This window comes from Kribbella sancticallisti (assembly GCF_039530625.1).
In the GTDB taxonomy this organism is placed as follows: domain Bacteria; phylum Actinomycetota; class Actinomycetes; order Propionibacteriales; family Kribbellaceae; genus Kribbella; species Kribbella sancticallisti.
The window spans coordinates 423,655-446,099 of the sequence record NZ_BAAAOS010000017.1 but is presented as its reverse complement, the minus strand read 5'-3'; the positions used below and the strand labels follow the sequence as shown (position 1 = coordinate 446,099).

At 68.4% G+C, this 22,445-nt stretch carries 21 protein-coding genes; 8 read left to right on the top strand and 13 right to left on the bottom strand.

What is annotated here, in order from left to right; genetic code table 11:
* Positions 1-86 precede the first annotated feature (86 nt).
* Positions 87-965 carry an SDR family oxidoreductase gene (locus ABD255_RS09860; protein WP_344212122.1) on the top strand — a complete coding sequence of 293 codons (879 nt, stop codon included), beginning with the start codon at positions 87-89 and terminating at the stop codon, positions 963-965.
* 133 nt (positions 966-1,098) lie between these two features.
* On the top strand, positions 1,099-2,553 hold the full coding sequence (locus ABD255_RS09855) for a S8 family peptidase (RefSeq protein ID WP_344212120.1): 1,455 nt from the start codon (positions 1,099-1,101) through the stop codon (positions 2,551-2,553).
* Between the two features lie 138 nt (positions 2,554-2,691).
* Here the strand turns inward: ABD255_RS09855 and ABD255_RS09850 are convergent, their stop codons facing one another.
* The 7 genes from ABD255_RS09850 to ABD255_RS09820 all read right to left on the bottom strand — a co-directional run bounded on the left by ABD255_RS09850 (position 2,692) and on the right by ABD255_RS09820 (position 9,987).
* On the bottom strand, positions 2,692-4,284 hold the full coding sequence (locus ABD255_RS09850; RefSeq protein WP_344212118.1) for a dihydrolipoamide acetyltransferase family protein: 1,593 nt from the start codon (positions 4,282-4,284) through the stop codon (positions 2,692-2,694).
* Positions 4,284-5,261 carry an alpha-ketoacid dehydrogenase subunit beta gene (locus ABD255_RS09845; protein ID WP_344212116.1) on the bottom strand — a complete coding sequence of 326 codons (978 nt, stop codon included), beginning with the start codon at positions 5,259-5,261 and terminating at the stop codon, positions 4,284-4,286. Before ABD255_RS09845 ends, ABD255_RS09850 begins: the two co-directional genes overlap by 1 nt.
* A 2-nt stretch (positions 5,262-5,263) precedes the next feature.
* On the bottom strand, positions 5,264-6,439 hold the full coding sequence (gene pdhA / locus ABD255_RS09840) for a pyruvate dehydrogenase (acetyl-transferring) E1 component subunit alpha (protein ID WP_425554395.1): 1,176 nt from the start codon (positions 6,437-6,439) through the stop codon (positions 5,264-5,266).
* Positions 6,440-6,934: 495 nt separating this feature from the next.
* Entirely contained in the window at positions 6,935-7,384 is a 450-nt protein-coding gene (locus ABD255_RS09835; RefSeq protein ID WP_344212115.1) for a GNAT family N-acetyltransferase, read from the bottom strand.
* Positions 7,385-7,503: 119 nt separating this feature from the next.
* Positions 7,504-8,082 carry a hypothetical protein gene (locus ABD255_RS09830; protein WP_344212113.1) on the bottom strand — a complete coding sequence of 193 codons (579 nt, stop codon included), beginning with the start codon at positions 8,080-8,082 and terminating at the stop codon, positions 7,504-7,506.
* 40 nt (positions 8,083-8,122) lie between these two features.
* Complete coding sequence (locus ABD255_RS09825; protein ID WP_344212110.1) at positions 8,123-8,887, bottom strand: inositol monophosphatase family protein; 765 nt, start codon at positions 8,885-8,887, stop codon at positions 8,123-8,125.
* Between the two features lie 86 nt (positions 8,888-8,973).
* Complete coding sequence (locus ABD255_RS09820) at positions 8,974-9,987, bottom strand: hypothetical protein (RefSeq protein ID WP_344212108.1); 1,014 nt, start codon at positions 9,985-9,987, stop codon at positions 8,974-8,976.
* Between the two features lie 463 nt (positions 9,988-10,450).
* On the opposite strand from ABD255_RS09820, the gene ABD255_RS09815 reads away from it, so the two are divergent.
* Both ABD255_RS09815 and ABD255_RS09810 read left to right on the top strand, forming a co-directional pair.
* Positions 10,451-11,395 (top strand): EamA family transporter, encoded by a 945-nt coding sequence (locus ABD255_RS09815; RefSeq protein ID WP_344212106.1) that lies wholly within the window; start codon positions 10,451-10,453, stop codon positions 11,393-11,395.
* 525 nt (positions 11,396-11,920) lie between these two features.
* Positions 11,921-12,508 carry a hypothetical protein gene (locus ABD255_RS09810; protein WP_344212104.1) on the top strand — a complete coding sequence of 196 codons (588 nt, stop codon included), beginning with the start codon at positions 11,921-11,923 and terminating at the stop codon, positions 12,506-12,508.
* 331 nt (positions 12,509-12,839) lie between these two features.
* On the opposite strand, the gene ABD255_RS09805 is transcribed toward ABD255_RS09810, so the two are convergent.
* The 5 genes from ABD255_RS09805 to ABD255_RS09785 all read right to left on the bottom strand — a co-directional run bounded on the left by ABD255_RS09805 (position 12,840) and on the right by ABD255_RS09785 (position 18,099).
* Positions 12,840-13,646: an SDR family NAD(P)-dependent oxidoreductase gene (locus ABD255_RS09805; RefSeq protein WP_344212102.1), complete on the bottom strand. Its 807-nt coding sequence runs from the start codon at positions 13,644-13,646 to the stop codon at positions 12,840-12,842.
* Positions 13,643-14,722, bottom strand: a complete 1,080-nt coding sequence (gene hisC, locus ABD255_RS09800; RefSeq protein ID WP_344212100.1) for a histidinol-phosphate transaminase — start codon at positions 14,720-14,722, stop codon at positions 13,643-13,645. The genes ABD255_RS09805 and hisC overlap by 4 nt, the downstream gene beginning before the upstream one ends.
* A 151-nt stretch (positions 14,723-14,873) precedes the next feature.
* Complete coding sequence (locus tag ABD255_RS09795; protein WP_344212098.1) at positions 14,874-15,746, bottom strand: dimethylarginine dimethylaminohydrolase family protein; 873 nt, start codon at positions 15,744-15,746, stop codon at positions 14,874-14,876.
* A 159-nt stretch (positions 15,747-15,905) separates the two neighbouring features.
* Entirely contained in the window at positions 15,906-16,508 is a 603-nt protein-coding gene (locus ABD255_RS09790; protein ID WP_344212096.1) for a PEGA domain-containing protein, read from the bottom strand.
* Positions 16,509-16,518: 10 nt separating this feature from the next.
* Positions 16,519-18,099, bottom strand: a complete 1,581-nt coding sequence (locus tag ABD255_RS09785; protein ID WP_344212094.1) for a phage tail tip lysozyme — start codon at positions 18,097-18,099, stop codon at positions 16,519-16,521.
* Between the two features lie 140 nt (positions 18,100-18,239).
* Here ABD255_RS09785 and ABD255_RS09780 point away from each other — a divergent pair, with 140 nt between their 5' ends.
* From ABD255_RS09780 to ABD255_RS09770, 3 genes are all read left to right on the top strand, one after another.
* On the top strand, positions 18,240-18,908 hold the full coding sequence (locus ABD255_RS09780; protein WP_344212092.1) for a GntR family transcriptional regulator: 669 nt from the start codon (positions 18,240-18,242) through the stop codon (positions 18,906-18,908).
* Positions 18,909-19,170: 262 nt separating this feature from the next.
* Positions 19,171-19,557 (top strand): phage holin family protein, encoded by a 387-nt coding sequence (locus tag ABD255_RS09775; RefSeq protein ID WP_344212090.1) that lies wholly within the window; start codon positions 19,171-19,173, stop codon positions 19,555-19,557.
* A gap of 7 nt (positions 19,558-19,564) precedes the next feature.
* A complete protein-coding gene (locus tag ABD255_RS09770; RefSeq protein ID WP_344212088.1) occupies positions 19,565-20,017 on the top strand; it encodes a low molecular weight protein-tyrosine-phosphatase in 453 nt (150 codons plus the stop codon).
* Positions 20,018-20,084: 67 nt separating this feature from the next.
* Here the strand turns inward: ABD255_RS09770 and ABD255_RS09765 are convergent, their stop codons facing one another.
* The gene (locus ABD255_RS09765) at positions 20,085-21,296 is read right to left on the bottom strand and encodes a pyrophosphate--fructose-6-phosphate 1-phosphotransferase (RefSeq protein WP_344212086.1); all 1,212 of its coding nucleotides are present in this window, start codon (positions 21,294-21,296) and stop codon (positions 20,085-20,087) included.
* Positions 21,297-21,478: 182 nt separating this feature from the next.
* Here ABD255_RS09765 and ABD255_RS09760 point away from each other — a divergent pair, with 182 nt between their 5' ends.
* Entirely contained in the window at positions 21,479-22,441 is a 963-nt protein-coding gene (locus tag ABD255_RS09760) for a glycoside hydrolase family 113 protein (protein ID WP_344212084.1), read from the top strand.
* The last annotated feature ends 4 nt before the right edge of the window (positions 22,442-22,445 follow it).

Sequence of the window (22,445 nt, the reverse complement as noted above, 5' to 3'; positions counted from 1 at the left end):
TATCCACAGGTGGATCCACAGATGTGGGGTGCTGTGGACAGAAGTCGCCCTCAGGACCATGCTGACGAACAGGGGTGAGAGCAGTGGTGACTCTGGTCGTGGGCGCGACGGGTGAACTGGGCAGCCGGGTGATCGGGCATCTTCGCGCCCGGGGTGAGACGGTGCGGTGCCTGGTCCGGACGCCGTCGACGTCTCGTGATGCGATCCGCGGCGACCTCACCGAACCCGGCAGCCTTCCGGCCGCGTGCGTCGGGGTGACGGCTGTGGTCGCGACCGCGTCGGCGATCACCAGCAGGCTCGCCGGGGTCCGCCGCCCGACCATCCGCGAGGTCGACGAGGTCGGCATGGCCGCGCTCATCGCCGCTGCTGAGCGGGCCGGCGTCGAGCGGTTCGCGTACGTCTCCCACGCCGGTCTCGAGGCCGGCCCCGACTCGCCGCTCGGACGGGCCAAACTGGCGACGGAGAGGCGACTCGCAGCCTCGCAGATGCGAACGGTGATACTCCGGCCGGACGGCTTCCAGGAGATCCATCTGGGTCCCCGAGGTCGTTTCGACCTGGCCGGACGCAAGGTCGCCATCATCGGCAAGGGCGACAGCCCGCGGCGACTGGTCAGCACCGACGACGTGGCCGCGCTGCTCGCGACTGTCGTGCTGGAGCCGGATCCGCCGGCGGTGATCGAGTTCGGCGGGCCTGAGGCGCTCAGCCGGAACGAGGCGGTCGCTGTTGCCGAGGGACTGATCGGCCTGAGCATCAAGCGCCAGTACATGCCGCGCGCCGCGGCCCGGATCGCCAGTCGGTTGCTGGCCCGGCCCAACGACGCCCTGGCGTCGGTCTTCGCCAGCGGCCTGGCCATGGACCTGGTGCCGGCCGACTGGGATGACGCCCCGCTGGTTCGGCGCGGCATCAGCCCGCGCTCGCCCACGCAGTACCTGGAAGCTCAGGCAAGCGGCGAACGCGGACAGTGACGTCCTCGACTGTCGGTAGTGACTCGCGCAGGGTTTCCCGTGAGTTGCGCGTTCTTGCGGATTTCGGGGCTCGATGCGCTCTAGAGTCGCGGATGCGTTCCGTCCAGTTCGCGATCGCCCCGAGGAGAATGTCTTGTCCCGAACCTCCCGTTCCCGTCGGCTGAGCGCCGGCCTGGCCGCGGCGGCCCTCGCCCTCACCGCCGCCGGTACCGCGACCGCCGCCCACGCGGCGCCGTCCGCCCCGACCGGATCCACCGCCGCGGCCGCCGAGCCCGGCATCCTGATGAACTACGTGGTCAACACCAGGTCCGACAAGGGCCACGTGAAGAAGGTCGAGCAGGCGGTCGTAGCGGCCGGCGGCACCGTCGTCCAGTCGTACGACCAGATCGGCGTCGTCATCGCCCAGTCGACGAACCCCGACTTCCGCACCGACGTGCGGGCCGGCAAGAACGGCCGCAGCGTCCAGACCGTCGGTGCCACCCGCACCGCCGCCGTCAGTGAAGGCCCGGTCGGTACGGCGGCCAAGACCGCCGCCGCCAAGGGCCTGAACGCCGGTGAGGCGGCGCCGGTGCTCGACCCGGACGAGGCCAAGCAGTGGGACATGGTCCAGATCAAGGCGGACCAGGCCCATCAGATCACCGACGGCTCCCGCAAGGTCCTCGTCGGCATCAACGACAGCGGCGTGGACGACACCCACCCGGACCTGGCCCCGAACTTCGACGCGAAGAACTCGGTCAACTGCGTCGGCAACGGCGTCCCGGACACCACCCCGGGCGGCTGGCGGCCGACCACCAGCGCGCACGGCACCCACGTCGCCGGCACCGTCGCGGCGGCACGGAACGGCGTCGGCATCGTCGGGGTCGCCCCGAACGTCCGGATCGCCTCGGTGAAGGTCGTCAACGACGACGGCTACATCTTCCCGGAGTACGCGATCTGCGGGTTCATCTGGGCCGCCGAGCACAAGATGGACGTGACGAACCACAGTTACTTCATCGACCCGTGGCAGTTCTGGTGCGACGACGACGGCGACCAGGGCGCGGTCCAGGAGTCGGTCCGCCGGGCGGTCGACTTCGCCACCAAGCGCGGCGGGCTCGCGGTCGCGGCGGCCGGCAACTCCAACTACGACCTGGCCAACAAGACCACGGACACCAGCAGCCCGAACGACAGCACCGCGGTCACCCGGCAGATCACCAACGACTGCCTCGACATCCCGACCGAGCTTCCCGGCGTGATCACCGTCGCCAGCACCACCCAGGCCAGGGCCCGCAGCGGCTTCTCGAACTTCGGCCTGAACAAGATCGACGTGGCGGCCCCGGGCAGCACCATCCTGTCCACCCTGCCGGGCGGCAAGTACGGCACGATGTCCGGTACGTCGATGGCCTCGCCGCACGTCGCCGGCGTCGCCGCCCTGATCAAGTCGGCTCGTCCGTGGCTGAGCCCGCGCCAGATCGAGAACGCCCTGCGCGTCGAGGCCGACGACCAGTCCTGCCCCACCACCCCGGACCCGCGCTGCACCGGCACCACCGCCAACAACGCGTTCTTCGGCGAGGGCATCGTCGACTCCCTGGACGCCATCCAGCGCTGGTGACCCACGCACGATCTGTGCGCCGGTAACCCACCGCACGAACTGAGAGAGGGGATCCCCCGCCCGGGATCCCCTCTCTCCTTGTCTCCGGCAGCCCGAAGCCCCGGTGGACGGGGTCCGACCGGGGCTTCGGGGTGGTGCTCAGAACATCAGCGCGCGGGCTGGGTCCTCGAGGATGGAGGCTACGTCGGAGAGGAAGATCGAGCCCTTCTCGCCGTCGATCAGGCGGTGGTCGAAGGACAGCGCGAGCGTGGTGATCCAGCGCGGCACGATCTCGTCGTCCACCACCCACGGCTGCTTGCGGACCGCACCGAAGGCGAGGATCGCGGCCTCGCCCGGATTGATGATCGGCGTCCCGGCGTCGACCCCGAACACGCCCACGTTGGTGATCGTGAACGAACCACCGGCCTGGTCGGCCGGCTGGGTCTTGCCTTCGCGCGCCACCGCGACCAGGTCGTTCAGCGCCCTGCACAACTCGGGCAGCGTGAGCGAGTCGGCGCCCTTGATGTTCGGCACGATCAGCCCGCGCGGGGTGGCCGCGGCGATGCCGAGGTTGACCGCGCCCTTGAGCACGATCTCCTGGGCCGCCTCGTCCCACGCCGCGTTGATGATCGGCGTACGCCGGGCCGCCAGCGTCACCGCCTTCGCCACGATCAGCAACGGCGAGACTCTGAGGTCCCGGAACGCCTTGTCGCCCTTGAGCCGCTCGACGAGTTCCATCGTGGCGCTGACGTCGACCGTGATCCATTCGGTCACATGCGGAGCGGTGAACGCACTGGCCACCATCGCCTGCGCCATCACCTTCTGCACACCCTTGATCGGGATCCGGGTGTCTCCGCGCCCCGAAACCACAGGCGCCGCAGCCGGTGCGACATAACCGCCCGCCACCTCCTGCGAGCCAACCGCTCCCGCCGCAGAGCCGACTGCTCCAGCCGACGCCGCCGCGTGCCCCTCGACATCAGCCCGGGTGATCACACCCCCGGGACCGGTCGCGGTCACCGAAGCCAGTTCAATTCCCAGATCCTTGGCCAACTTCCGCACCGGCGGCTTCGCCAGCACGTGCACGGACCCACCCTCGTTGCCTTCAGCAACAAGAGCCTCGCGGGCGAGCTGCGCATCATCCGCGGTCGAGGGAGCATGAGCCGGCACCGCGCCAGCCCCTACAGCACCGTAGGCGGACCCGGCCGCACCCGCCGGCTGCGCCGGCGCGGGCGCATCTTGCGCGGACCCACCCTGTGCAGGCACGCCCTGCGAAGGCGCACCCTGCGCCGGGCCGCCCTGGGCGGGTGCAACCGCCGGGGCGCCCTTGCGGGGGCGGCGTTTGGCTTCGGTGGTTTTGGGGCCGTAGCCGACGAGGACCGCGGTGCGGCCGCCGGGGGCAGCGCCACCGATCTTGCCCGCTTCGATCTCCTCCCCCTCGGGGAGGGCCGGGACCATGTCCTCCTTCGGCGTGCCCTCGGCCACCGGCGGAGTCAGGTCGCCCGGAGCCGCCTCGCCGGTCTGGACGGAGATGATCGGCGTACCGACCGGCACCGTCTCACCCTCGGGAACAAGAAGCTCCGTGACGGTACCGGCGAACGGCACCGGGAGCTCGACCAGGGACTTGGCGGTCTCGATCTCGACGATGGTGTCGTTCAGCTTGACCGTGTCGCCGGGCTTGACCTTCCAGCTGACGATCTCTGCCTCGACCAGGCCTTCTCCCACGTCGGGGAGGCGGAACTGCTGGACGCCCATCAGTACCCCATCACCCGGTCGACGCCGTCGAGCACCCGGTCCAGGTCGGGCAGGTACTCCTCTTCCATCCGCGACGGCGGGTAGGGAGTGTCGAATCCGGCGACCCGCAGTACGGGGGCCTCGAGGTGGTAGAAGCACTCCTCGGTCACCCGGGCGGCGAGTTCGGAGCCGGTACCGAGCGACAGCGGCGCCTCGTGCACGACGACCGCGCGGCGGGTCTTCTTCACCGACTCGAAGATCGTCGCCAGGTCCAGCGGCGAGATCGCGCGCAGGTCGACGACCTCGAGGTTGCGGCCGTCCTCGACCGCGGCCTCGGCCGCCTGCAGGCAGGTCTTCACCATCGGGCCGTAGCAGAACAGCGTCGCGTCGGTGCCCTCGCGGACCACCTTCGCCTTGTACAGCGGGTTGGCCGGCGGGACGTCCTCGTCCAACTCCGCCTTCTCGTGGTACCGGCGCTTCGGCTCGAAGAACACCACCGGGTCGTCCGAGGCGATCGCCTGCTGGATCATCCAGTAGGCGTCCACCGGGTCGCCGCAGGCGACCACCTTGAGGCCGGCGACGTGCGCGAACAGCGTCTCCGGCGACTCCGAGTGGTGCTCGACCGCGCCGATGCCGCCGCCGAACGGGATCCGGATCACAATCGGCATCTTCAGCTTGCCCATCGACCGGTAGTGCATCTTGGCGACCTGGTTGATGATCTGGTCGTAGGCCGGGAAGACGAACCCGTCGAACTGGATCTCACAGACCGGCCGGTAGCCGCGCAGCGCCAGACCGACGGCGGTGCCGATGATGCCGGACTCGGCCAGCGGGGTGTCGATCACCCGGTCCTCGCCGAAGTCCTTCTGCAGCCCCTCGGTGACCCGGAAGACACCGCCGAGCTTGCCGATGTCCTCGCCCATGATCAGGACCTTCGGGTCGGCTTCCATCGCCGCCCGCAGGCCCATGTTGATGCCCTTGCCGAGACTGATCTTGGCCATGATTACCGTCCCTCGCCGTCAACAGCACTGAACGAAGCGGCGTACTCGGCGAACTGGCCCTGCTGCTCGGTCAGTTGCGGCGTCTGCTCGACGTACACGTGGTCGAAGAAGTCGGTCAGCGTCGGGTCGGGCATCGACAGGCAGCCCTCCCGCAGCCGGGCGGCGATCTGGTCGGCCTCGGCCTCGATCCCGTCGAAGAAGTCCTGGTCTGCCAGGCCGCCACGGACCAGGTAGGCCTTCACCCGCTCGATCGGGTCCTTGAGCTTCCAGTACTCCAGGTCCTCGGACAGCCGGTACTTCGTCGGGTCGTCCGAGGTGGTGTGGGCGCCCATCCGGTAGGTGTAGGCCTCGACGAAGGTCGGGCCGCTGCCCTCGCGGGCGCGCTTCAGCGCCTGCTGGGTGACCGCGTAGGTGGCCAGTACGTCGTTGCCGTCGACGCGGACGCCGGGGAACCCGAAGCCGGCGGCGCGCTGGTACAGCGGGATCCGGGTCTGCCGGTCGATCGGCTCCGAGATGGCCCACTGGTTGTTCTGGCAGAAGAAGACGACCGGTGCATTGAAGACGGAGGCGTAGATGAAGGCCTCGTTCACGTCACCCTGGCTGCTGGCGCCGTCACCGAAGTAGGCGATCGTCGCCTCGCCGGTCTCGGGGTCACCGACGGCGTGGTCGCGCTGCTGACCCATCGCGTACCCGGTCGCGTGCAGCGTCTGGGCGCCGATCACGATCGTGTAGAGGTGGAAGTTGTTGTCGCGCGGGTCCCAGGCGCCCTGGTCGACGCCGCGGAACAGACCGAGCAGGTTCAGCGGGTCGACGCCCTGGCACCAGGCGACGCCGTGCTCGCGGTAGGTCGGGAAGACCATGTCCTTCTTGTTCAGCGCGCGGCCGGAGCCGATCTGCGCGGCTTCCTGGCCGAGCAGGGAGGCCCAGATGCCGAGTTCGCCCTGACGCTGCAGGGCGGTCGCCTCGGTGTCGATCCGGCGGACCAGGGTCATGTCCCGGTAGAAGCCCTTGATCGCCTCGTCGTCGAGGTCGAAGGAGTAGTCCGGGTGCTCGACGCGCTCACCTTCGGGTGTCAGCAGTTGGACGAAATCGACCTCCTCGGAGGCCTGGGTGGGACTGACCGGCGCCTCCACGGGCGCGAACACTTCCGGGGCAATGCCCGGCACCGACTCACTCACATGCACTCCTCGGGTTCGAGCGCGGGATCGCCGCGACCGCAACGTTGCACGGGCCCCGGCCCAGCCAGCCGGGTGAGGCTTCGCAGGCAGGACCGCGTGGATCCAGGTTGATGCATACCGCTCGGCAGTGAACCTCCTCACTGGTATCACTGCCCATCTTGCCGGACACCGTACCGAGCAGGTTGCTGATCCGCTAACTGTCTGGACGCCGACTTGTACGCCGGTACCGAAAGCCGTCCTGCGATGAGACACCAGTCCAACTACTGGTCACCTTTGGACCCGGCCGCACGCGTGAATCCGGCCGATGTGACACCCTTCGCAGGATCAGTGCGACATGCGTCACAGCTGGATACCGATTGAGGCACGTCTTCGAGTCGTACCAGTTCGACAGTGGTTCCCTCCCGGTCGCCGTCACCGGGCGTGTTCCCCCCGTCATGCACAGCGAGCAGCCCGTCGGGGAAGCGCGGCCCGAGCGGCTCCCGCGGAGCTGATCGATCAGGACGGTGGCGCCGAGAAGTGGATCACTGCCGAGGCCTGATCCCCGCCCCAGTCGATCGGCGTACGGCCGAGTTCCTTCCAGCCGGCCCCCGCGTACAGCCGGATCGCCGCTTCGCAGTTGTCGGCTACTTCAAGCTCCAGCGGCAGCCCTTCGGACGCGGCCACCTCGACCGCGTGGTCCAGCAACTGCCGCCCGAGCCCGCGGCCGCCTCGCTGAGGATCGACGAACAGCCGCTCCACGAACGCCCGCCCGTCCTCGGCGCCGACGGCCACGTGCCCGGCGACCTCGCCGTCCACGGTCACGACCCAGCAGCCGAGCGCGTCCGGCGGCGTCAGCCAGTCCTTGGGATCGGCGGGCCAGTTCACCGGGTAGCCGGCCGACTCATGAACGTCGCGCAGCAGCACGACACAGTCGACGAAATCGGCATCGGTCCGGGTTCGGATCATTGCTCCACCCAATCAGATCGCAACCAGGCGTCGGAGTAGCGAGTGGTCAGTCCGTCGGCGCCGGCGTGGGGCAGGAGGTTGCCGGGGTGCCGGCTTCATCCAGAGGTCAAGACGTCCGCCTACCGATCCTTGTCGACCAGATCGCCCAGCACCTTCCGCCATTGGTCGGACGTCGGCTCGCTGAGCAGCCGGTCGGGTGTGAAGCTCCCACTGATCGCAGGTGGGCACTCGGTGTCGAGCCCCTCGACAAGTGTCGAAAGCACTTCCCGATGAGTGCGCAATTCGTACACCCGAACTTGGTACGTCGCACGCACCATGGCGATCGGCACTGACGGCGACCCGATCCCGTACGCACACATGCTGCCGCTTGTCGGCTCCTCATTGGTCACGGTCGCACAAGCAACGAGCTGGACCTCGTCCGAGTCCCGCGGATCGGACGGCGGCCAACTGGATCCGTCCGACTGGTACAGCGAGTTGTGCTCGAGGTGCCCCGCGTCGCTCTCCATGAAGACCGCGATCGGGTGCGGACCTCCGCCCGCGAACGGCTTGGCGCCGTCGTACGCCGTACCCGAGCAGGCCTTGTCGAGCTCGTACGGCTTGCCAGGCATCCGACCCTGCCACCAGTCCACGATCGTGATCCCACCGGCGACCAGAATTCCAGCCGCAAGGACCCACCCGGCCACGCGACGCTTCGACACAGACTCTCCTCGACCGACCGACGCCAACTCGCTTGCTGAATTATCGACGTGCCGGGTAGTGCAGCGAAGCCAGCAGCTGACTGTGCAGGACGGCGTTCGAGTACAAGCCGCCGCCCTGATCGCTCGCCCGGCCACCGGTTCGATCGGTGAAGCGACCGCCTGCCTCCTCGACAAGCAGAACCCACGGCGCGTGATCCCAGATATGGAAGCCCTCGGCCAAGAAGGCATCGATCTCGCCACGAACGAGCTCGACCAGCGGCAGAGGGCTCGCCGGTGGGCGAGCCGCGCTCGGTGGGAGACGAGCTCTGGACTCGTTGTCCAGAGCATCGAGCACGGCATCGGCGAGCGTCGCCGTCGTACTGACCTCGAGGCGCCGCGTCTTGCCCTCGTCGCGCGGCCAGGACGACTCGAAGGAACCGCCACCTCGGGTCGCCCACCAACAGCGCCGCAGCGCGGGAGAGGTGACAACCGCGACCTCTGTGGTCCCTTGGACCTCCAGAGCAAGGTGGATCCGCCAGTTCGGATCACCCCGACTGAAGAACCCGGTGCCGTCGATCGGGTCGAGGATCCAGACCCGATCGGACGCACCGAGCCGACCGAGTTCCTCGCCGAGGAACGCATCCTCCGGCCGTGCCCGCGACAACGTCTCCCGAAGCAACCGCTCCACTGCCCGGTCGGCCTCGGTGACCGGTGTGCCGTCCGCCTTCAGCGTCGCCGAAACACCAGCCTCGAAGTGAGCGAGCGCGAGTTCCGCCGCCAGGTCCGAGGTGTCGAACGCGAGTTGGAGATCATCAACGCCGGCCATCGCCGCCGACACTAACAGCCCAGCCCCACCCCTCAACTGCCGATGAGGTGAGGCCGGTTGCGTCACACGGTCGTCGTACGGCTGGCTCAGAGGCCGCGGATGTAGAAGACCTTGCTGACACCCGAGTGGAAGTTATAGCAGGTGGGGAAGTAGACCCGGTACGGGATCAGGCCCTTGTACGCCGGCTGGGCGGACACGGTGAACCGCCCGCTCTGCCGGATCGCGGCGGTGCTGACACCACGCCACTGGGACGCGCCGTACAGGCGTTGCAGAGTCACCTTGCAGGCTGCCGGTGAGCCGAGGACGTTGCCGTTGACCGGCACGATCGTGCCGACCTTCGCGCTGGTCGCCGACGGCACGGCCGAGACGATCCCGGGCCGAGCGACCACGAGGCCCAGACCGGTGATGTCCAGCGGTTTGCCGGCGATCCGAAGGCAGTTGACGGCTTGCGCGGCCGACGCCGGATACGCCTTGGTGACGGTCCCGCTCGAACTGGTGCGCAGGAATACGCCGGTGAGGGACTCGACGCACTGATTGTCGACGCCGAGCATCACCGCGAACCGGGTCGCGTAGGGCTTGCCGGTCGCCGAGTCGGTCACCGTCCAGGTGATTGAGTAGCCGGATCCGAACGGTACGAGCCGCGGAGTCACCGAGGCGGTGACCTTCGGCTGGTGATAGCCGGCCACGGACAGCGCCGGTCCGTCGAACGGCGTCGGCTCGATCTCGGTCCCGTAGACGGTCAGGCTGAACGGTCCCGTGGTCACCCCGATGACCTTGAAGGTGCCGTCGGCGGTCGAGGGAACGTTCACCACTCCGGCCCACTCGCCGTTCTGCGTGGTGCCCGACACCCGCGGCAGATCGGCCGAGACCAGGTACGTGAGCCTCCCAGTTCCACTCGTCCGCTGCAGATGGGCCACCAGGGGGATGTTCGCGTTCTCCGAGTCGGCGGAGTTGTAGCCGCCCTTGACCCGGACCCCGATCGGCACGGTGTTGAGTCCGGAGACCGCGACCGCGGTGCGGTTCAGGCTGACGTCGGTGATGGTCAGCTTCGGATCCGGTGCCGCCTGAGCCGACGGCATCGCTGCGAGCAACAGCCCCACCAGTGGCGCTGTGAGGAGCGCCGCGATCACTCGCCGGATGGCCCGGCCGGCGCTGGACGCAGCCGACGGTGGCGGCTCTGGTGCCGGTGCACCACACGGCGGCGCCAGTGTCGATGAAACATGCAACATCTCAGTGCCCTTCTTCTCAGCCTCGCGGGAGCCCCAGAACTCGCTTGTCTTCGGGCCGCGATATCGGCTGTGGTCAGTCAGGCAGTACGCCGGACCTTCCCTCGCCGCTATGGCACCCCCCTTGCTCCTCTAGATGCCGCGACCTGAGGGGTTTGTTATTGACCACCGAGGGCCGATGGGCGTTACCGGTACCGCCGGTGCACTCTGCGTGCACTCCGGCGTGGCCGGATCTGGCCGGTTCGGTGGCTGGAAAGTCCCTTGTGGTGGGCTCGGGGGCGGGTCTAGTGTCAGGATCGTCTTTGCATTACACCCATGACGCACGAGGGAATGATCGATGGCCGCCGCACCCGCGCCCGCAGTACTGCCTGAGACCGGCATCCGGCCCGCGTCGGGCGCGATGATCTGGTCGGCGCTCGCGGTGGTCTACGTCGTCTGGGGATCGACCTATCTGGCGATCCGGATCGTGGTCGACGCCCAGATCCCGCCGATGCTCGGGATGAGTGCGCGGTTCCTGGTCGCCGCGGTTCTGCTGGCCGCCTTCCTGGCGCTCAGGTCAGGTGTACGACGACTGCGGGTCAGCCGGCGTGAGCTGCTCGGCTCGGCCGTGGTCGGACTACTGCTTCTTGCCTTCGGCAACGGCACCGTGGCGGTCGCCGAGCAGACCGTGCCGTCGGGTCTGGCCGCACTGCTGGTCGCGGCGGTGCCGCTCTGGCTGATGCTGCTGCGAGTCGGCGGCGGCGAACGTCCTCGCTCGCTGACCTGGCTCGGCGTCCTGATCGGATTCGCCGGCGCCGCACTGCTCTCTCTGTCCGGCGGCGACACCAGCGCCAAGCCGATCTCGGTCGCCATCCTCGTGCTGGGCACAATCAGCTGGGCCGTCGGTTCCCGCTTCTCGCCCCGGCTCGGGCTGCCGAAGGACCCACTGGTGGCCACCTTGTACGAGATGGCGATCGGCGGCGCCGCGATGGTGCTGATCGGCGTACTGCGCGGCGAACCCGGGCGGCTCCACCTCGGCGCGGTCGACACCTCGGGCTGGATCGCTCTGGCGTACCTGGTCGCCTTCGGCTCGCTGCTCGCGTACTCCGCCTACTCGTACCTGCTGGCGAACGCCCCGATCTCGCTGATCGGCACCTACGCCTACGTGAACCCGGTCGTCGCCGTCTTCCTCGGCTGGCTGATCCTCGACGAGCACGTCACCACCAAGATCCTGCTCGGCGGTGCGGTCGTCGTCCTCGGCGTCGCGCTGGTGGTCAGCGCCGAGCGCCGCCGCGCCCTGTAGACGGCGCGCCTCGGAGAACTCTCCGGAAAAGGAAGAACCCGGGCTCCCATGAGGTGCCCGGGTCTCCCACCGCTGCCGATGCGCGCGGCAGCGGGCCTGGTCGCCGGTCGGCACCGTGCCCCGAAAAAACACGGCGCGCGAAACTCCGGCAATGGTGCGGCGACAATCCGTTCAACATGATAATGCCTGATTCGGCGACCACCGAGCCCGCCGAATAACACTCATGAATCACGGTCGAGCCGTCCGCCCGCGATCTGCTAACGACGAAGTCGGCGATCGGTTACGGGCTTATGGCAACGCCTGTCCGGACCGGTCGCTGATCGGCAGGTCAGCCTCACCGGCGCACAAGTTGCCTGGTCAGAGACCAGTTCCCTGCGGCGGAAGCGAACCCATCACCCGGCTGCTATGGGTCACCGAAGATTCCCGCCTGAACGAAAAAAGTGCCGAAGAAATTTGTAACCCGCCCCATCACCCGTCGTTACCCACTAAGACGAATCCGTCAAACCCGAAAGGAAACCTCGCATAATGCAGGTAACACGCAAGATCGCCGCTGCAGCGGCTGTGGCGACCGTTGCCACGCTGGGCCTGGCCACCGTCGTCAGCGCGAACATGATCGACGACAACACCAAGGCCACCAGCGGCCTTGCCGACGCCGCCTCCCTGGCCAGCAAGGGCTACGGCAAGGGTGGGAAGCACTGGTACTGGGTGAAGGGCAACGGCTCGCTCGTCTCCATCACCGACAACAACGTCGGCCCGTTCCAGGCCTGCCACAACTTCATCCCGGTCAACGCGGTCGGCGGCCAGGTGCCCGTCACGGACATCACCGGCATCCTGGGCATCGGCCAGGGCCACAACTCGGCGACCGCAGTCAAGACCTGCGAGCAGGACTCCGAGAACAACGGTGGCAAGTGGTACCGCGTGAGCGACGGCGGCCTCGTTGAGGTTGCCAAGAACAACGTCGGCCCGTTCCAGGCCTGCCACAACGACATCCCGATCAACGCCGTTGGCGGCCAGGTGCCGATCAGCGACGTGACGGCCCTCGTCGGCATCGGCCAGGTCGGCAACTCGGTCGACTCGCTGAAGACCTGCGAGCAGGACTCCGAGAACAACTGACCTCTCCCTGGTCAGTGATGCAGGACGCCGGACTGGTCGCCTCGGTGGGGCGATCGAACCGGTAGCACCATCTGAAGCGGCATCGGGAAGACAGCCTCACTCCTCCCGATGCCGCTTCTTCGTGGGCCGTGCGCGACTCTCACGGCCGACGGCCTCAGGCTCGAGGTTCTTGTACGACGATCGCCCGGCCCCCGTCCCAGCGGGGGCCGGGCGATTGCGTCTCAGCTTGTGCGTGACCGGCGACCGTGCGGTCGCGGGACGACGTGGGCCGGGGTAAGAAGGTCCACCTGGAAGGCGATCGATGGACCGGAGGGCCGGTTGGCGGTGCCCGTCAGCTGGGGAGGTTGCGGAGGTCTAGGACGCTGCCGTTGGGGAGTTGACGGGTCAGCAGGGACCAGATGCCGTTGGCGGCTTGCTCGGGGCTGGTCAGGCTGCCGGTGCGCTGGAGTTCGCGGAAGCGCTCGACGGCGGGAAACGCGGCTTCGTCCACCGCTCGGACCTCGCCCTGCATGGCGGTGTCGACGACGCCGGGCGCCACGGCGATCACCCGGCACGCGCGCACCGCCGTACCGGCGGGGCGCGGCGCAGTGGTGCCGGGCACGCCGTTCTGGGCGGTCTCCGCAGCGGCCTGCTGGGCGGCGTCGGTCTCGTGGCCTTGTTCGGCGCCGACTGTGCGGACCCAGTGGTCTAGGGCAGCCTTGCCGGCGTTGTAGGCGGACCAGCCGGGGTACGGGGTCTTGGCGGCTCCGGAGGAGAGCATGATCAGGTGCCGCTCGCAGGAGAGACCTGCGGTGGCTCGCAGGAACGCGCGGCCTAGGACCTGCGGTGCCGCGGAATTCAGCAGTACTGCCTTGGTGTAGACCTCGGCATCGACGGTCTCCGCCTGGCCGATCGGGACGACGGTGCCGGCGTTGTGGACGAAGATGATCCGCTCGCCCTCGAACCCGGCCGCTTCCCTTGCGAAGTGTTCCTCGACTCGTGCCCAGTCCGCCGGATCGGCCAGGTCGACCTTGAAGTGCTCGACCGAGCCACCTCGCCGGGACAGATCGATCACCCGGGCGTCCGGGAACGGCACGCTCGCGGCCAGCGCGGCGCCGATCCCGGACGAGGCTCCGGAGATCCAGACCAGGTTCTTCACTGGCGCCAGGCGCAGGCGATGGTCAGGAACAGGTCGTTGGCTTCGCGTTCGCCGATCGTGACGCGGGCGCCCTCACCGGGGAACGGCCGGACCGACACGCCCTCGGCCTGGAGTGCCTCGGAGAACGCTACGGTCTCCTCACCGAGCGGCATCCAGACGAAGTTCGCGTGCGTCTCGGGCACCTTCCAACCGGAAGCGCGCAACTCGTCGACGACCCGGGTCCGCTCGACCACCAGCGCCTCGACCCGCTCCAGCAGTTCCTTCTCGGCCCGCAGAGATGCCACCGCGGCCGCCTGGGCCACCTCGCTGACGCCGAACGGCAGCGCGCACTTGCGGATCGCGGCGATCACCGGCGGATGGCCGATCGCGTAGCCGATCCGGAACCCCGCCAGCCCGTAGGCCTTTGAGAAGGTCCGCAGCACCACGACGTTCGGCCGGTCCCGGTAGACCTCGACGCCGTCGATCGTCTCCGGCTCGCGGATGAACTCCCGATACGCCTCGTCCAGGACGACGAGCACGTTGCGCGGGACCACGTCGAGGAAGGCGAGCAACTCGTCCCGGCGGACCACCGGGCCGGTCGGGTTGTTCGGCGTACAGACCAAGACGACGCGGGTGCGGTCGGTCAGGGCGGCTTCCATCGCCTTGAAGTCGTGCCGCGCGTCGTCGGTCAGCGGCACCCTCACCGAGGTCGCGCCGGTCAGTTGGACCGCGATCGGATACGCCTCGAAGGAGCGCCACGCGTAGACGACCTCATCGCCCTCACCACACGCCGCCTGCAGGAGGTGGTAGAGCACGGCCACGGACCCGGTCCCGAGCGCGAGGTCGCTGACCGGTACGCCGAACCGCTCGGACAGGGCCTCGAGCAGGTCCAGAGCACCCATGTCCGGGTAGCGGTTCATGTTCGCCGCGGCGTCGGTGGCGGCCGCGAGCACACCCGGCAGCGGCGGGTACGGGTTCTCGTTGCTGGACAGCTTGTACGTCGGCCGGCCGTCGGTGCGCTCCGGCGGCTTGCCCGGCTTGTAAGCCGCGACATCGTCCAGCACGGAACGGAAGCGGACCTCGTGGTCAGGGGTCATGCCCGCAGGCTAACGCCTGTCCCGCCCGGGTAGAACAGCCTGTTCGAGGACCCTACAAATTGCCCAGCACCACTCGGCTGACTCCGTCCATTCGTCCAGCACGCCCGGCTGCAGGTGGGCAATTCGTGGACGAATGGACGGAGAGATCAGCTCAGGCAGGCAGCACGACCTCGCCACCGGCAACGCCGGCAGCGGCGAGGTCGAAATCGAGGGGATTGGTCAGGCAGCGCGCCGAGCCGCCACCCTTGTGGAACTCCGACAGGTCCAGGACGACGACCCGCAGCCCCAGCCCGGTCATGACCTCCCGCAGCCGCGGCGAGCAGGCCGGCATGATCACCGTCTGATTCACCACCAGCGAGTTGCCGCTGAAGGCGAACGCCTCCTCGTCGGTCAGCACGATCGGGTCGGGCACGATGCCGAACAACTCGGCCTGGCCGGCCGCGTCGAAGGCGGCCGGGTAGACCAGCGCGTGGGTGCTGTCGATCGGGCAGAACGGCAGGTCGAGGTGGTACATCCCCTCGTGCGCGATCCGCAGCCCGCGGACCCGGATGTTCCAGTCGGTCGCGAGATGCTTCAGCGCGTCCGCCTCGGTGCGCGGGCCGTAGCCGACCACCAGGCTGTCGCCGAAGACGAAGGCGTCACCGGACTCGAAGTGCGGGCCCACGCCGTCGCCGCCGGTGCGGCCCAGCTCGAAACCATGCTCGGTGAACCACTCGGCCGCGGTCAGCGACTCCTTGCGGCGCGGCTCGAACCGCATGTGCGAGAGCATCGCCCGGCCCTGCGCGGTGCCCAGACCGAGGTTCATCGCGTACACCATGTCCGGCGAGTCGGCGCGCTGATCCAGCACCTCGACCTCGCCGCCGGCGTCGATGATCGCCTGCCGCAGCGAGTCCCACTGCTTCAGCGCCAGTTCGGGGTCGGGCTGGTCCTGGGTCGACATGTACGGATTGATCACGTAGTCGATCCGGAAATGGTCCGGCCGGACCATCAGATAACGGCGACCCCATGCCAGCGGCTGACCCATGTACCCACCTCGATGCACTCCGATCGGTAATTGACCGATCCTCTGATTGTCCGACAATCAGTCAGTGTGCAGTCCGGCGGAGGCGTCGTCAACATGACCCGTACGCCGGTACGCGCGGGCCGGGGTGAGTCCGGTCGTCGGGGAGGCGGTCCCCAGGGCTCAGCGGGTGTAGATGAGTTCCAGGTTCGCGGGGTCGAAGCCGTGTCCGGTGAGGTACTCAAGGGCCTTCTTCTTGCCCTCGGAGTCCGTCACCTTGATGTAGAACGCGAGCTGCTCGGGGTCGTCCGGGTGCGCCTTCGAGATGCCCTGGTTGATGGTGAACCCGGGCCCGATGTACGGCAGTTCCTGGAGAATCGGGTACTTCGCCTGCAGGCGGCGGTCCATCTCGCTGTACCGCCGGCCAGCCTCGGACTCGGTCTGCAGCGTCTGCTCCGGGTGTTCCCGCTCCCAGGCGCGGCCCTCGGCGCTGTTCGAGAACAGGTACATCTTGAGCGACGAGTCCTCCTCGACCTCGATCGTCTGGGTGTGGGTCTCGAAGCCCTTCCGTGCACCGGTCACGGTGTGCTTGCCCTGCTTGACCTTGACTTCGCCGCTGGCCGCGATCGGCTTCCCGTCCAGGGTCAGGATGAGGTCGTTCGGCACCGAGGTCACCGTCAGGGTGTGCTCGGGTCCGCCGCGGAGAACCAGGAAGCCACCGATCACGACCAGCGCGATCACGGCCACCGTCCCGCTGAGCAGCCAGAGCCGCCGGTTCTCCTCCATCGTGGCGCTCCTAACCGCTCTGCTTGATCCGGGCCACGGTGTAGTGCCCTCGGGAATCTGAGAAGTACACGTGCGTCGCCTCCGGCACGTGGCCGTAGAGCGAGGCGGAGGCCGCGTTGTACGTCTGGCCGTTGCTGCCCTCGTACGGACCCGTGTAGATGAACGTGTGGCCGTTGTGCACGAAGATGTCTCCCGGCCTGAGCTGGCTCTCGTTGGTGAGGTTCTCGAACACTTCGTACTTCGACGAGCCGCGCACGTAGGCGCGCTGGCTACTGGTCAGGCGGCGCACGTAGTCCGGGTCGACGCCACTCATCACCATCACCGTCGCCACGAAGACGCCGCAGTCGGTGAGCTCGTCGTAGCCCTTGGACCCGTTGTACTGCCGTTGGGCCTCGGGATACCCCGGCTTCGGGTTGTGGCCGTGGTCCGGGGTGTCCCAGGCCAGCTGCAGCGCCGTCGCGACGATGTCGCCGTTGCCCGCGCCACAGCCACCCGTTGCCTCGCCGCCGCCGGCGCCACCGCCGAAGGTGTCGAACACCTCCCGGGCCGCGGTCTTGCGCTGGGCGTACCGCGGGTTGCTCAGGTCCTCCGAGCCGGCGAAGCGTTCGTAGTACTGGCCGAAGGCAACGGCTGCGGCCTCGACCGTCGAGGTGGCCTTCAGCTTGGTGCCGGCGTTGGCCTCGGGGATGTCGGTGCCACCCTCGAGCTGCGACTTCAGGAAGTTCAGCTGGAACTCCAGCGACTCGATCGTCGCGTCGTCGTGACCGGCCTCCAGCGACGGCTTGATCATCTTGCCGGCCGGCGTCCACTGGACGATGCCCCAGCCGTTCGGGTTGTCCTTCGCGTCGCTGGCGTGGGTGATCGTGCCCGGCGGAGTGCTCTGCAGCCGGGCCGGCTCCACGCCGGACTCGTGGATCATGTTGCCGACGATGCCCGCGGCCTGTTCCTTGCTGTAGCCGTTGGAGGCGAAGAAGTTGAAGGCCTTGGCCTGGTTGTTGCTGCCGACAAGTCCGTCGCAGCCGCAGGCGCCGCCGCTGCTGCTCGAGGCCGACGTGTCGGCCTTCAGGGAGTCGGTCGGGTCCACCTGCTTGAGGGTGCCGGACTCGTCCTGCTGCACCCACAACTCGAAGTGCAGGTGCGCACCGCTCTTGCCCGGCGCCGACTCGCTGCCCTCGCCGGAGGTGCCGATCTGCTGGCCGCGATCGACGGTGGAGCCGCGCCGCACGGACTTGGACTCGAAGAACTTGTACCAGGTCTGCAGGCCCGGGGTGTGCTCGATCTTGATCCAGTCGCCCTCGACCGAGATGACCTCGCCCTCCTCGGCGGCGTACACCGGGCTGCCCTTGTCGACGGTGTAGTCGAAGCCCTTGTGCTGCTCGTCACCCTCGTCGTCCCAGCCCTGGTCGGGCGGGCCCTTCAGATCGGTCGGAAAGGCGAGCGCGGCCTCCTGCGGCGCGGGCGGCGTCGTACAGGCCGCGGCGTCGTCCATCGAGGTCAGGACGCCGAGCAGCAGCGCGAGGACGATGATCAGGGGCAGGAAAAGGACGAGCATGACCCCACCGGCGAGGGGCAGCGCCTTGCTGTCACTCAAGATGCTCTCCTCGCGTGGTGGGCGGCCGCTGAGGAAAAGACTGCCCGAAAACCAGGTCATTATGTCGAGAGTTATCCACAGCTGGGCCGTCGACCCGTGCCGCGCGCGACAACGGACCCTGACTGGACGAGAATCTCCCCATGTACGAACGGCTGCGAGTGGACCGCTCGACCACGGTGGACCGGGTGGTCGACGCGCTCCGCGCCGCCCTCTTCGCCGGGGACCTCGAACCAGGCACGCCGCTGCGCGAGCAACCGCTCGCCGAGGCGCTGGGGGTGGCGCGCAGTACGGTGCGTGAGGCGATGACGATGCTGGTCACCGAGGGCCTCGCGGTCCGCGAGCCGAACAAGGGCGTCAGCGTCGCGATCCTGCATCCGGCCGCGGTAGAGGACATCTGCCGGGCCAGGTTCGTGCTCGAGTCCGCCGGGATTCGGGCGTGGTTCGACGCGGACGAGGCTGCCCGGGAGCGCGTCCGTACTGCGATGCGCACGTTTGCCGCCACGGCCAAGGAAGGCGCTGATCCGGAGGCGATGACGGAGACCCACCTGGCAATCCACCGCAGCCTGGTGGCGCTCACCGGCAGCGAACGGCTGACGGCCACCGCTGACTCGATCACCGGCGAGGCCAGGCTCGCGCTGGCCCGGGTCGACGCTCTTCGCCAGGACGCTAAGCAGCAGGTCGCCTCGCACCGCAAACTCGTCCGCCTGCTGGAGAAGGGCGATCTCGACGAATGCGTCGAGGAGCTCCGCCGCCACCTCGCCGGCGCCCAGGAGTCCCTCCTCGAAGCCATCGCCACCCCTCCGTCCTGAGCCACCTGCCGCCATCCCGAGTCACCTGCCCACCATCCCGAGCCAGCTGCCCGCCATCCCGAGTCACCTGCCCGCCGTCCTGAGTCATCTGTGGATAACCGCCGACCGCCGCGGGCCACGCCGATACACTCGAAGCGGAAGGACAGTAGGCGAGTCCTGCACCTCCCGTCCGACGCACTACCCCCCTCCCCACGGATCCGTCGTAGCGGCGTGTTGGTCTGGGTGGGGTGGTCGAGGTGTGGCGGGGTGGCAGGATCGGGGTATGAAGAACTTGATCATCAAGTTGCTCGCCAACGCCGTGGCGCTGGCGGTCGCGAGCTGGGTCGTCGGCGGAATCACGCTGGAGGGCGCCACCACCAGCCGCCGGGTGCTGACCCTGTTGATCGTCGCGGCGATCTTCGGGATCGTGAACGCGGTGGTGAAACCGATCGCGAAGCTGCTGTCGCTGCCGTTCATCATCCTGACGCTGGGGTTGCTGATCTTCGTGATCAACGCCCTGATGCTGCTGCTGACCTCGTGGATCACCGGCAAGCTGGACGTGCAGTTCCACGTCGACGGGTTCGTCGCCGCGCTGCTTGGCTCGCTGGTGATCACCCTGGTCGGCATGCTGCTCAACCTGGTGCTGCCGGACAAGGCCGAGATCCGGTGAGTCGTCGGTGAGTCGCGCGGTGAGGCATGTCGAGGTGGTCTGCACCGGCAACATCTGCCGGTCGCCGATCGGCGAGGTCGTATTGCGCGCGAAGCTCGCCGCCGCGGGCCTCGACGACGTGGTGGTGACGAGTTCCGGTACGAGCGGCTGGCACATCGGCGACCCGATGGACTCCCGCGCCGCCGCCGTGCTGGCGCGCCGCGGGTACGACGGCAGCGCGCACCGGGCGCAGGAGTTCCGCAGTTGCTGGTTCGCCGAGCGGGATCTGGTGCTCGCGATGGACTCGGGCCACCTGTCGGCGCTGACCCGGCGCGGCGGGACGGAGCTGGCGATACCGGTGGAGCTGTTCGCCGACATCGACGTACCGGATCCGTACTACGGCGAGGACTCCGGCTTCGACGAGGTGCTCGACCAGATCGGGAAAGCCGCCGACCTCTGGGTCGAGCGGCTTTCCCGATAGACGATCAGCAGTACCGACCGACGCCGGTCAGCACCGGCCGATGTCGGTCAGGACTGGCCGATGTCGGTCAGACCTGGCCGATGTCGGTGAGGAGCTTGCCGAACCACTCCACTGAGGGGTCGAACTCCTTGCCGCCGGCGATCCGGGGGAACTCGATCGCGCGGAGTTCGTCGCCGCGTTCCTCGTCGTGGCCGACCACGCCGCTCTCGCCGCGCAGGGCGGCGTCCACCGCGTAGTCGGTGCACTGCTTGATCAGTTCCAGGTCGCGGTCGTTCGCGGCGGCAGAGCGGCTGAAGTACCCGCTCTTCTGCACCATCGTCTTCTCCGCGCCGATCCGCTCGGCGAACTGCTTGGCGAACCAGGCGCCCGGGTTGATCGTGTCCAGCTTGACGTGCCCGAACGGGTCCCGGCCGACCTCCTCGCCGCGGGCCTCCATCTCGGCCACGATCGACGGCACCCCCGCGCCCTCGGACAGGAAGATGTTGACGCAGTCCTCGGTGTCCATCACCGCCTTGAGCCGCTCGGCCTCGGCGTCCAGGTCGATCGTTGCCTCTGGCACGTAAACGGCGTCGATGTCCCAGCGTCCCGCGGTCAGCCCGATGCCCGGGTTCCACTCCTGCTGCTGGAACCAGTCGCGGTAGGCCAGCGCCGTCGCCGCGGTCAGCCAGCCGCAGTTGCGGCCCATCACCTCGTGGACGATCAGCATCCGGGGATTCGAGCTGTGCTCGGCGACGATGTTGCGGGCGAACAGCGCGCCCTGCTCGGCGGCGGTCCAGGCACCCAGGCTCTGCCGGATCGGGATCACGTCGTTGTCGATCGTCTTCGGCAGGCCGACCACGGTCAGGTCGTAGTCATGCTCGTGCAGGTACGCCGCCAGGTCGGCCGCGGTGGTGTTGGTGTCGTCACCGCCGATGGTGTGCAGCACGTCGACGCCGTCCGCGACCAGGCGCTCGGCCGCGACCTGCAGTGCGTTCTGGCCGTCGGCGATCAGCCCGCGCTTCACCAGGTCCGCGGTGTTGGTCAGCTTGACCCGGCTGTTGCCGATCGGGCTGCCGCCGAACTTGTGCAGCAGGCCGGCCTTGGCCCGGACCTCCGGGGTGACGTCGAGGTGCCGGCCGCTGAGCAGACCGTGGTACCCGTTCAGGTAGGCGATGATCTCCACGTCGGGCGCTACTTCGCTGTAGCGCTCGATCAGCCCGCCGACGGCGGACGACAGGCAGGGCGCGAGCCCGCCGGCGGTGAGCAGGGCAACTCTGCGGACAGACTTGTCGGCAGCCATGGGTCAGGGTCCTTCCAGAGGTCGCTGAATCGCCACCAGCGTAGTGATGCAGACCACTCAGAACGCTGGTTGGGGTTCACCTGCCGGACAGCGGCGACTGAGGTATCGCGTCGATCCGACTTTGGTCTCCGACTCCGGCCAAGCCCTACCGCCTGCTGTGGAATGCCCGCGAGACTGCGCAGATGACCCTGCAGATCCGCGGCATCTCCTACGTGCCCGCCGACGATCCAGACGCCGTACGCCGGGATCTGCGCGCCATCGCGGACGACCTGCACTGCACCACGGTGATGCTGATCGGTACCGACATCGAGCAGCAGCGGGCGGCCGCGGAGTACGCGCTCGAGATCGGCCTTGACGTCTACCTCCGGCCGTATCTCGCGGATCGACCGCGATCGGCGGTGCTCGCGCATCTCGAGCAGACCGCCGTCGCCGCCGAGGGGCTTCGGAAGCGCTATCCGGACCGGGTCACGTTGCTGGTCGGCAGCGAGTTCTCGCTCACCTCGCGAGGGATGCTGCCGGGGCGGTGGATCTTCCTCCGCGTGCAGGTGCTGATCCGATGGCGCCGCTTCTTCGACCGCCGCATCACCCGCAAGCTCGCCGTGGTACTGAAAGCAGCGCTGGCCACGGCGCGGCGAGAGTTCCACGGCCCCATCACGTACGCCGCGGGCTATTGGGAACAGGTCGACTGGTCCGGCTTCGACGTCGTCGGCGTGAACCTGTACCGGTTCGGAAACGACCCGACCGGGTACGCCGAACGCCTGGACCGGCTGGTCGCGGAGTCCGCCAAGCCGGTGGTCATCACCGAGTTCGGCTGTGGCTCCTTTGTCGGGGCCGACCAGCGGGGGCCGGGCTCGTTCCTGATCGTGAACTGGTTCGCGACGCCGCCTCGCCTCAAGGAGGGATTCGTCCGCGACGAGAGCACGCAGGCGGCGTACCTGGCAGACCTGATCACCCTGTACGCCGACCGCGGCGTGCACGGCTGCTTCGCCTACACCTTCTCGATGGCGGACTTCCCGCACAGCCCGGACCCTCGGCTGGATCTCGACATGGCTGGGTTCGGCGTGGTGAGGATTTCCGCCGACGACCCCTCCCACTGGGAGCCGAAGAACTCATTCACCGAGGTCGCCAAGCTGTACTCCCGCTAATACC

Coding starts and splice junctions, on each gene's coding strand:
- ABD255_RS09850 (WP_344212118.1), bottom strand. CDS start 4,284: ATGGGCGTCCAGCAGTTCCGCCTCCCCGACGTGGGAGAAGGCCTGGTC.
- ABD255_RS09845 (WP_344212116.1), bottom strand. CDS start 5,261: ATGGCCAAGATCAGTCTCGGCAAGGGCATCAACATGGGCCTGCGGGCG.
- ABD255_RS09835 (WP_344212115.1), bottom strand. CDS start 7,384: ATGATCCGAACCCGGACCGATGCCGATTTCGTCGACTGTGTCGTGCTG.
- ABD255_RS09825 (WP_344212110.1), bottom strand. CDS start 8,887: ATGGCCGGCGTTGATGATCTCCAACTCGCGTTCGACACCTCGGACCTG.
- ABD255_RS09815 (WP_344212106.1), top strand. CDS start 10,451: ATGGCCGCCGCACCCGCGCCCGCAGTACTGCCTGAGACCGGCATCCGG.
- ABD255_RS09810 (WP_344212104.1), top strand. CDS start 11,921: ATGCAGGTAACACGCAAGATCGCCGCTGCAGCGGCTGTGGCGACCGTT.
- hisC (WP_344212100.1), bottom strand. CDS start 14,722: ATGACCCCTGACCACGAGGTCCGCTTCCGTTCCGTGCTGGACGATGTC.
- ABD255_RS09795 (WP_344212098.1), bottom strand. CDS start 15,746: ATGGGTCAGCCGCTGGCATGGGGTCGCCGTTATCTGATGGTCCGGCCG.
- ABD255_RS09790 (WP_344212096.1), bottom strand. CDS start 16,508: ATGGAGGAGAACCGGCGGCTCTGGCTGCTCAGCGGGACGGTGGCCGTG.
- ABD255_RS09780 (WP_344212092.1), top strand. CDS start 18,240: ATGTACGAACGGCTGCGAGTGGACCGCTCGACCACGGTGGACCGGGTG.
- ABD255_RS09775 (WP_344212090.1), top strand. CDS start 19,171: ATGAAGAACTTGATCATCAAGTTGCTCGCCAACGCCGTGGCGCTGGCG.
- ABD255_RS09765 (WP_344212086.1), bottom strand. CDS start 21,296: ATGGCTGCCGACAAGTCTGTCCGCAGAGTTGCCCTGCTCACCGCCGGC.
- ABD255_RS09760 (WP_344212084.1), top strand. CDS start 21,479: ATGACCCTGCAGATCCGCGGCATCTCCTACGTGCCCGCCGACGATCCA.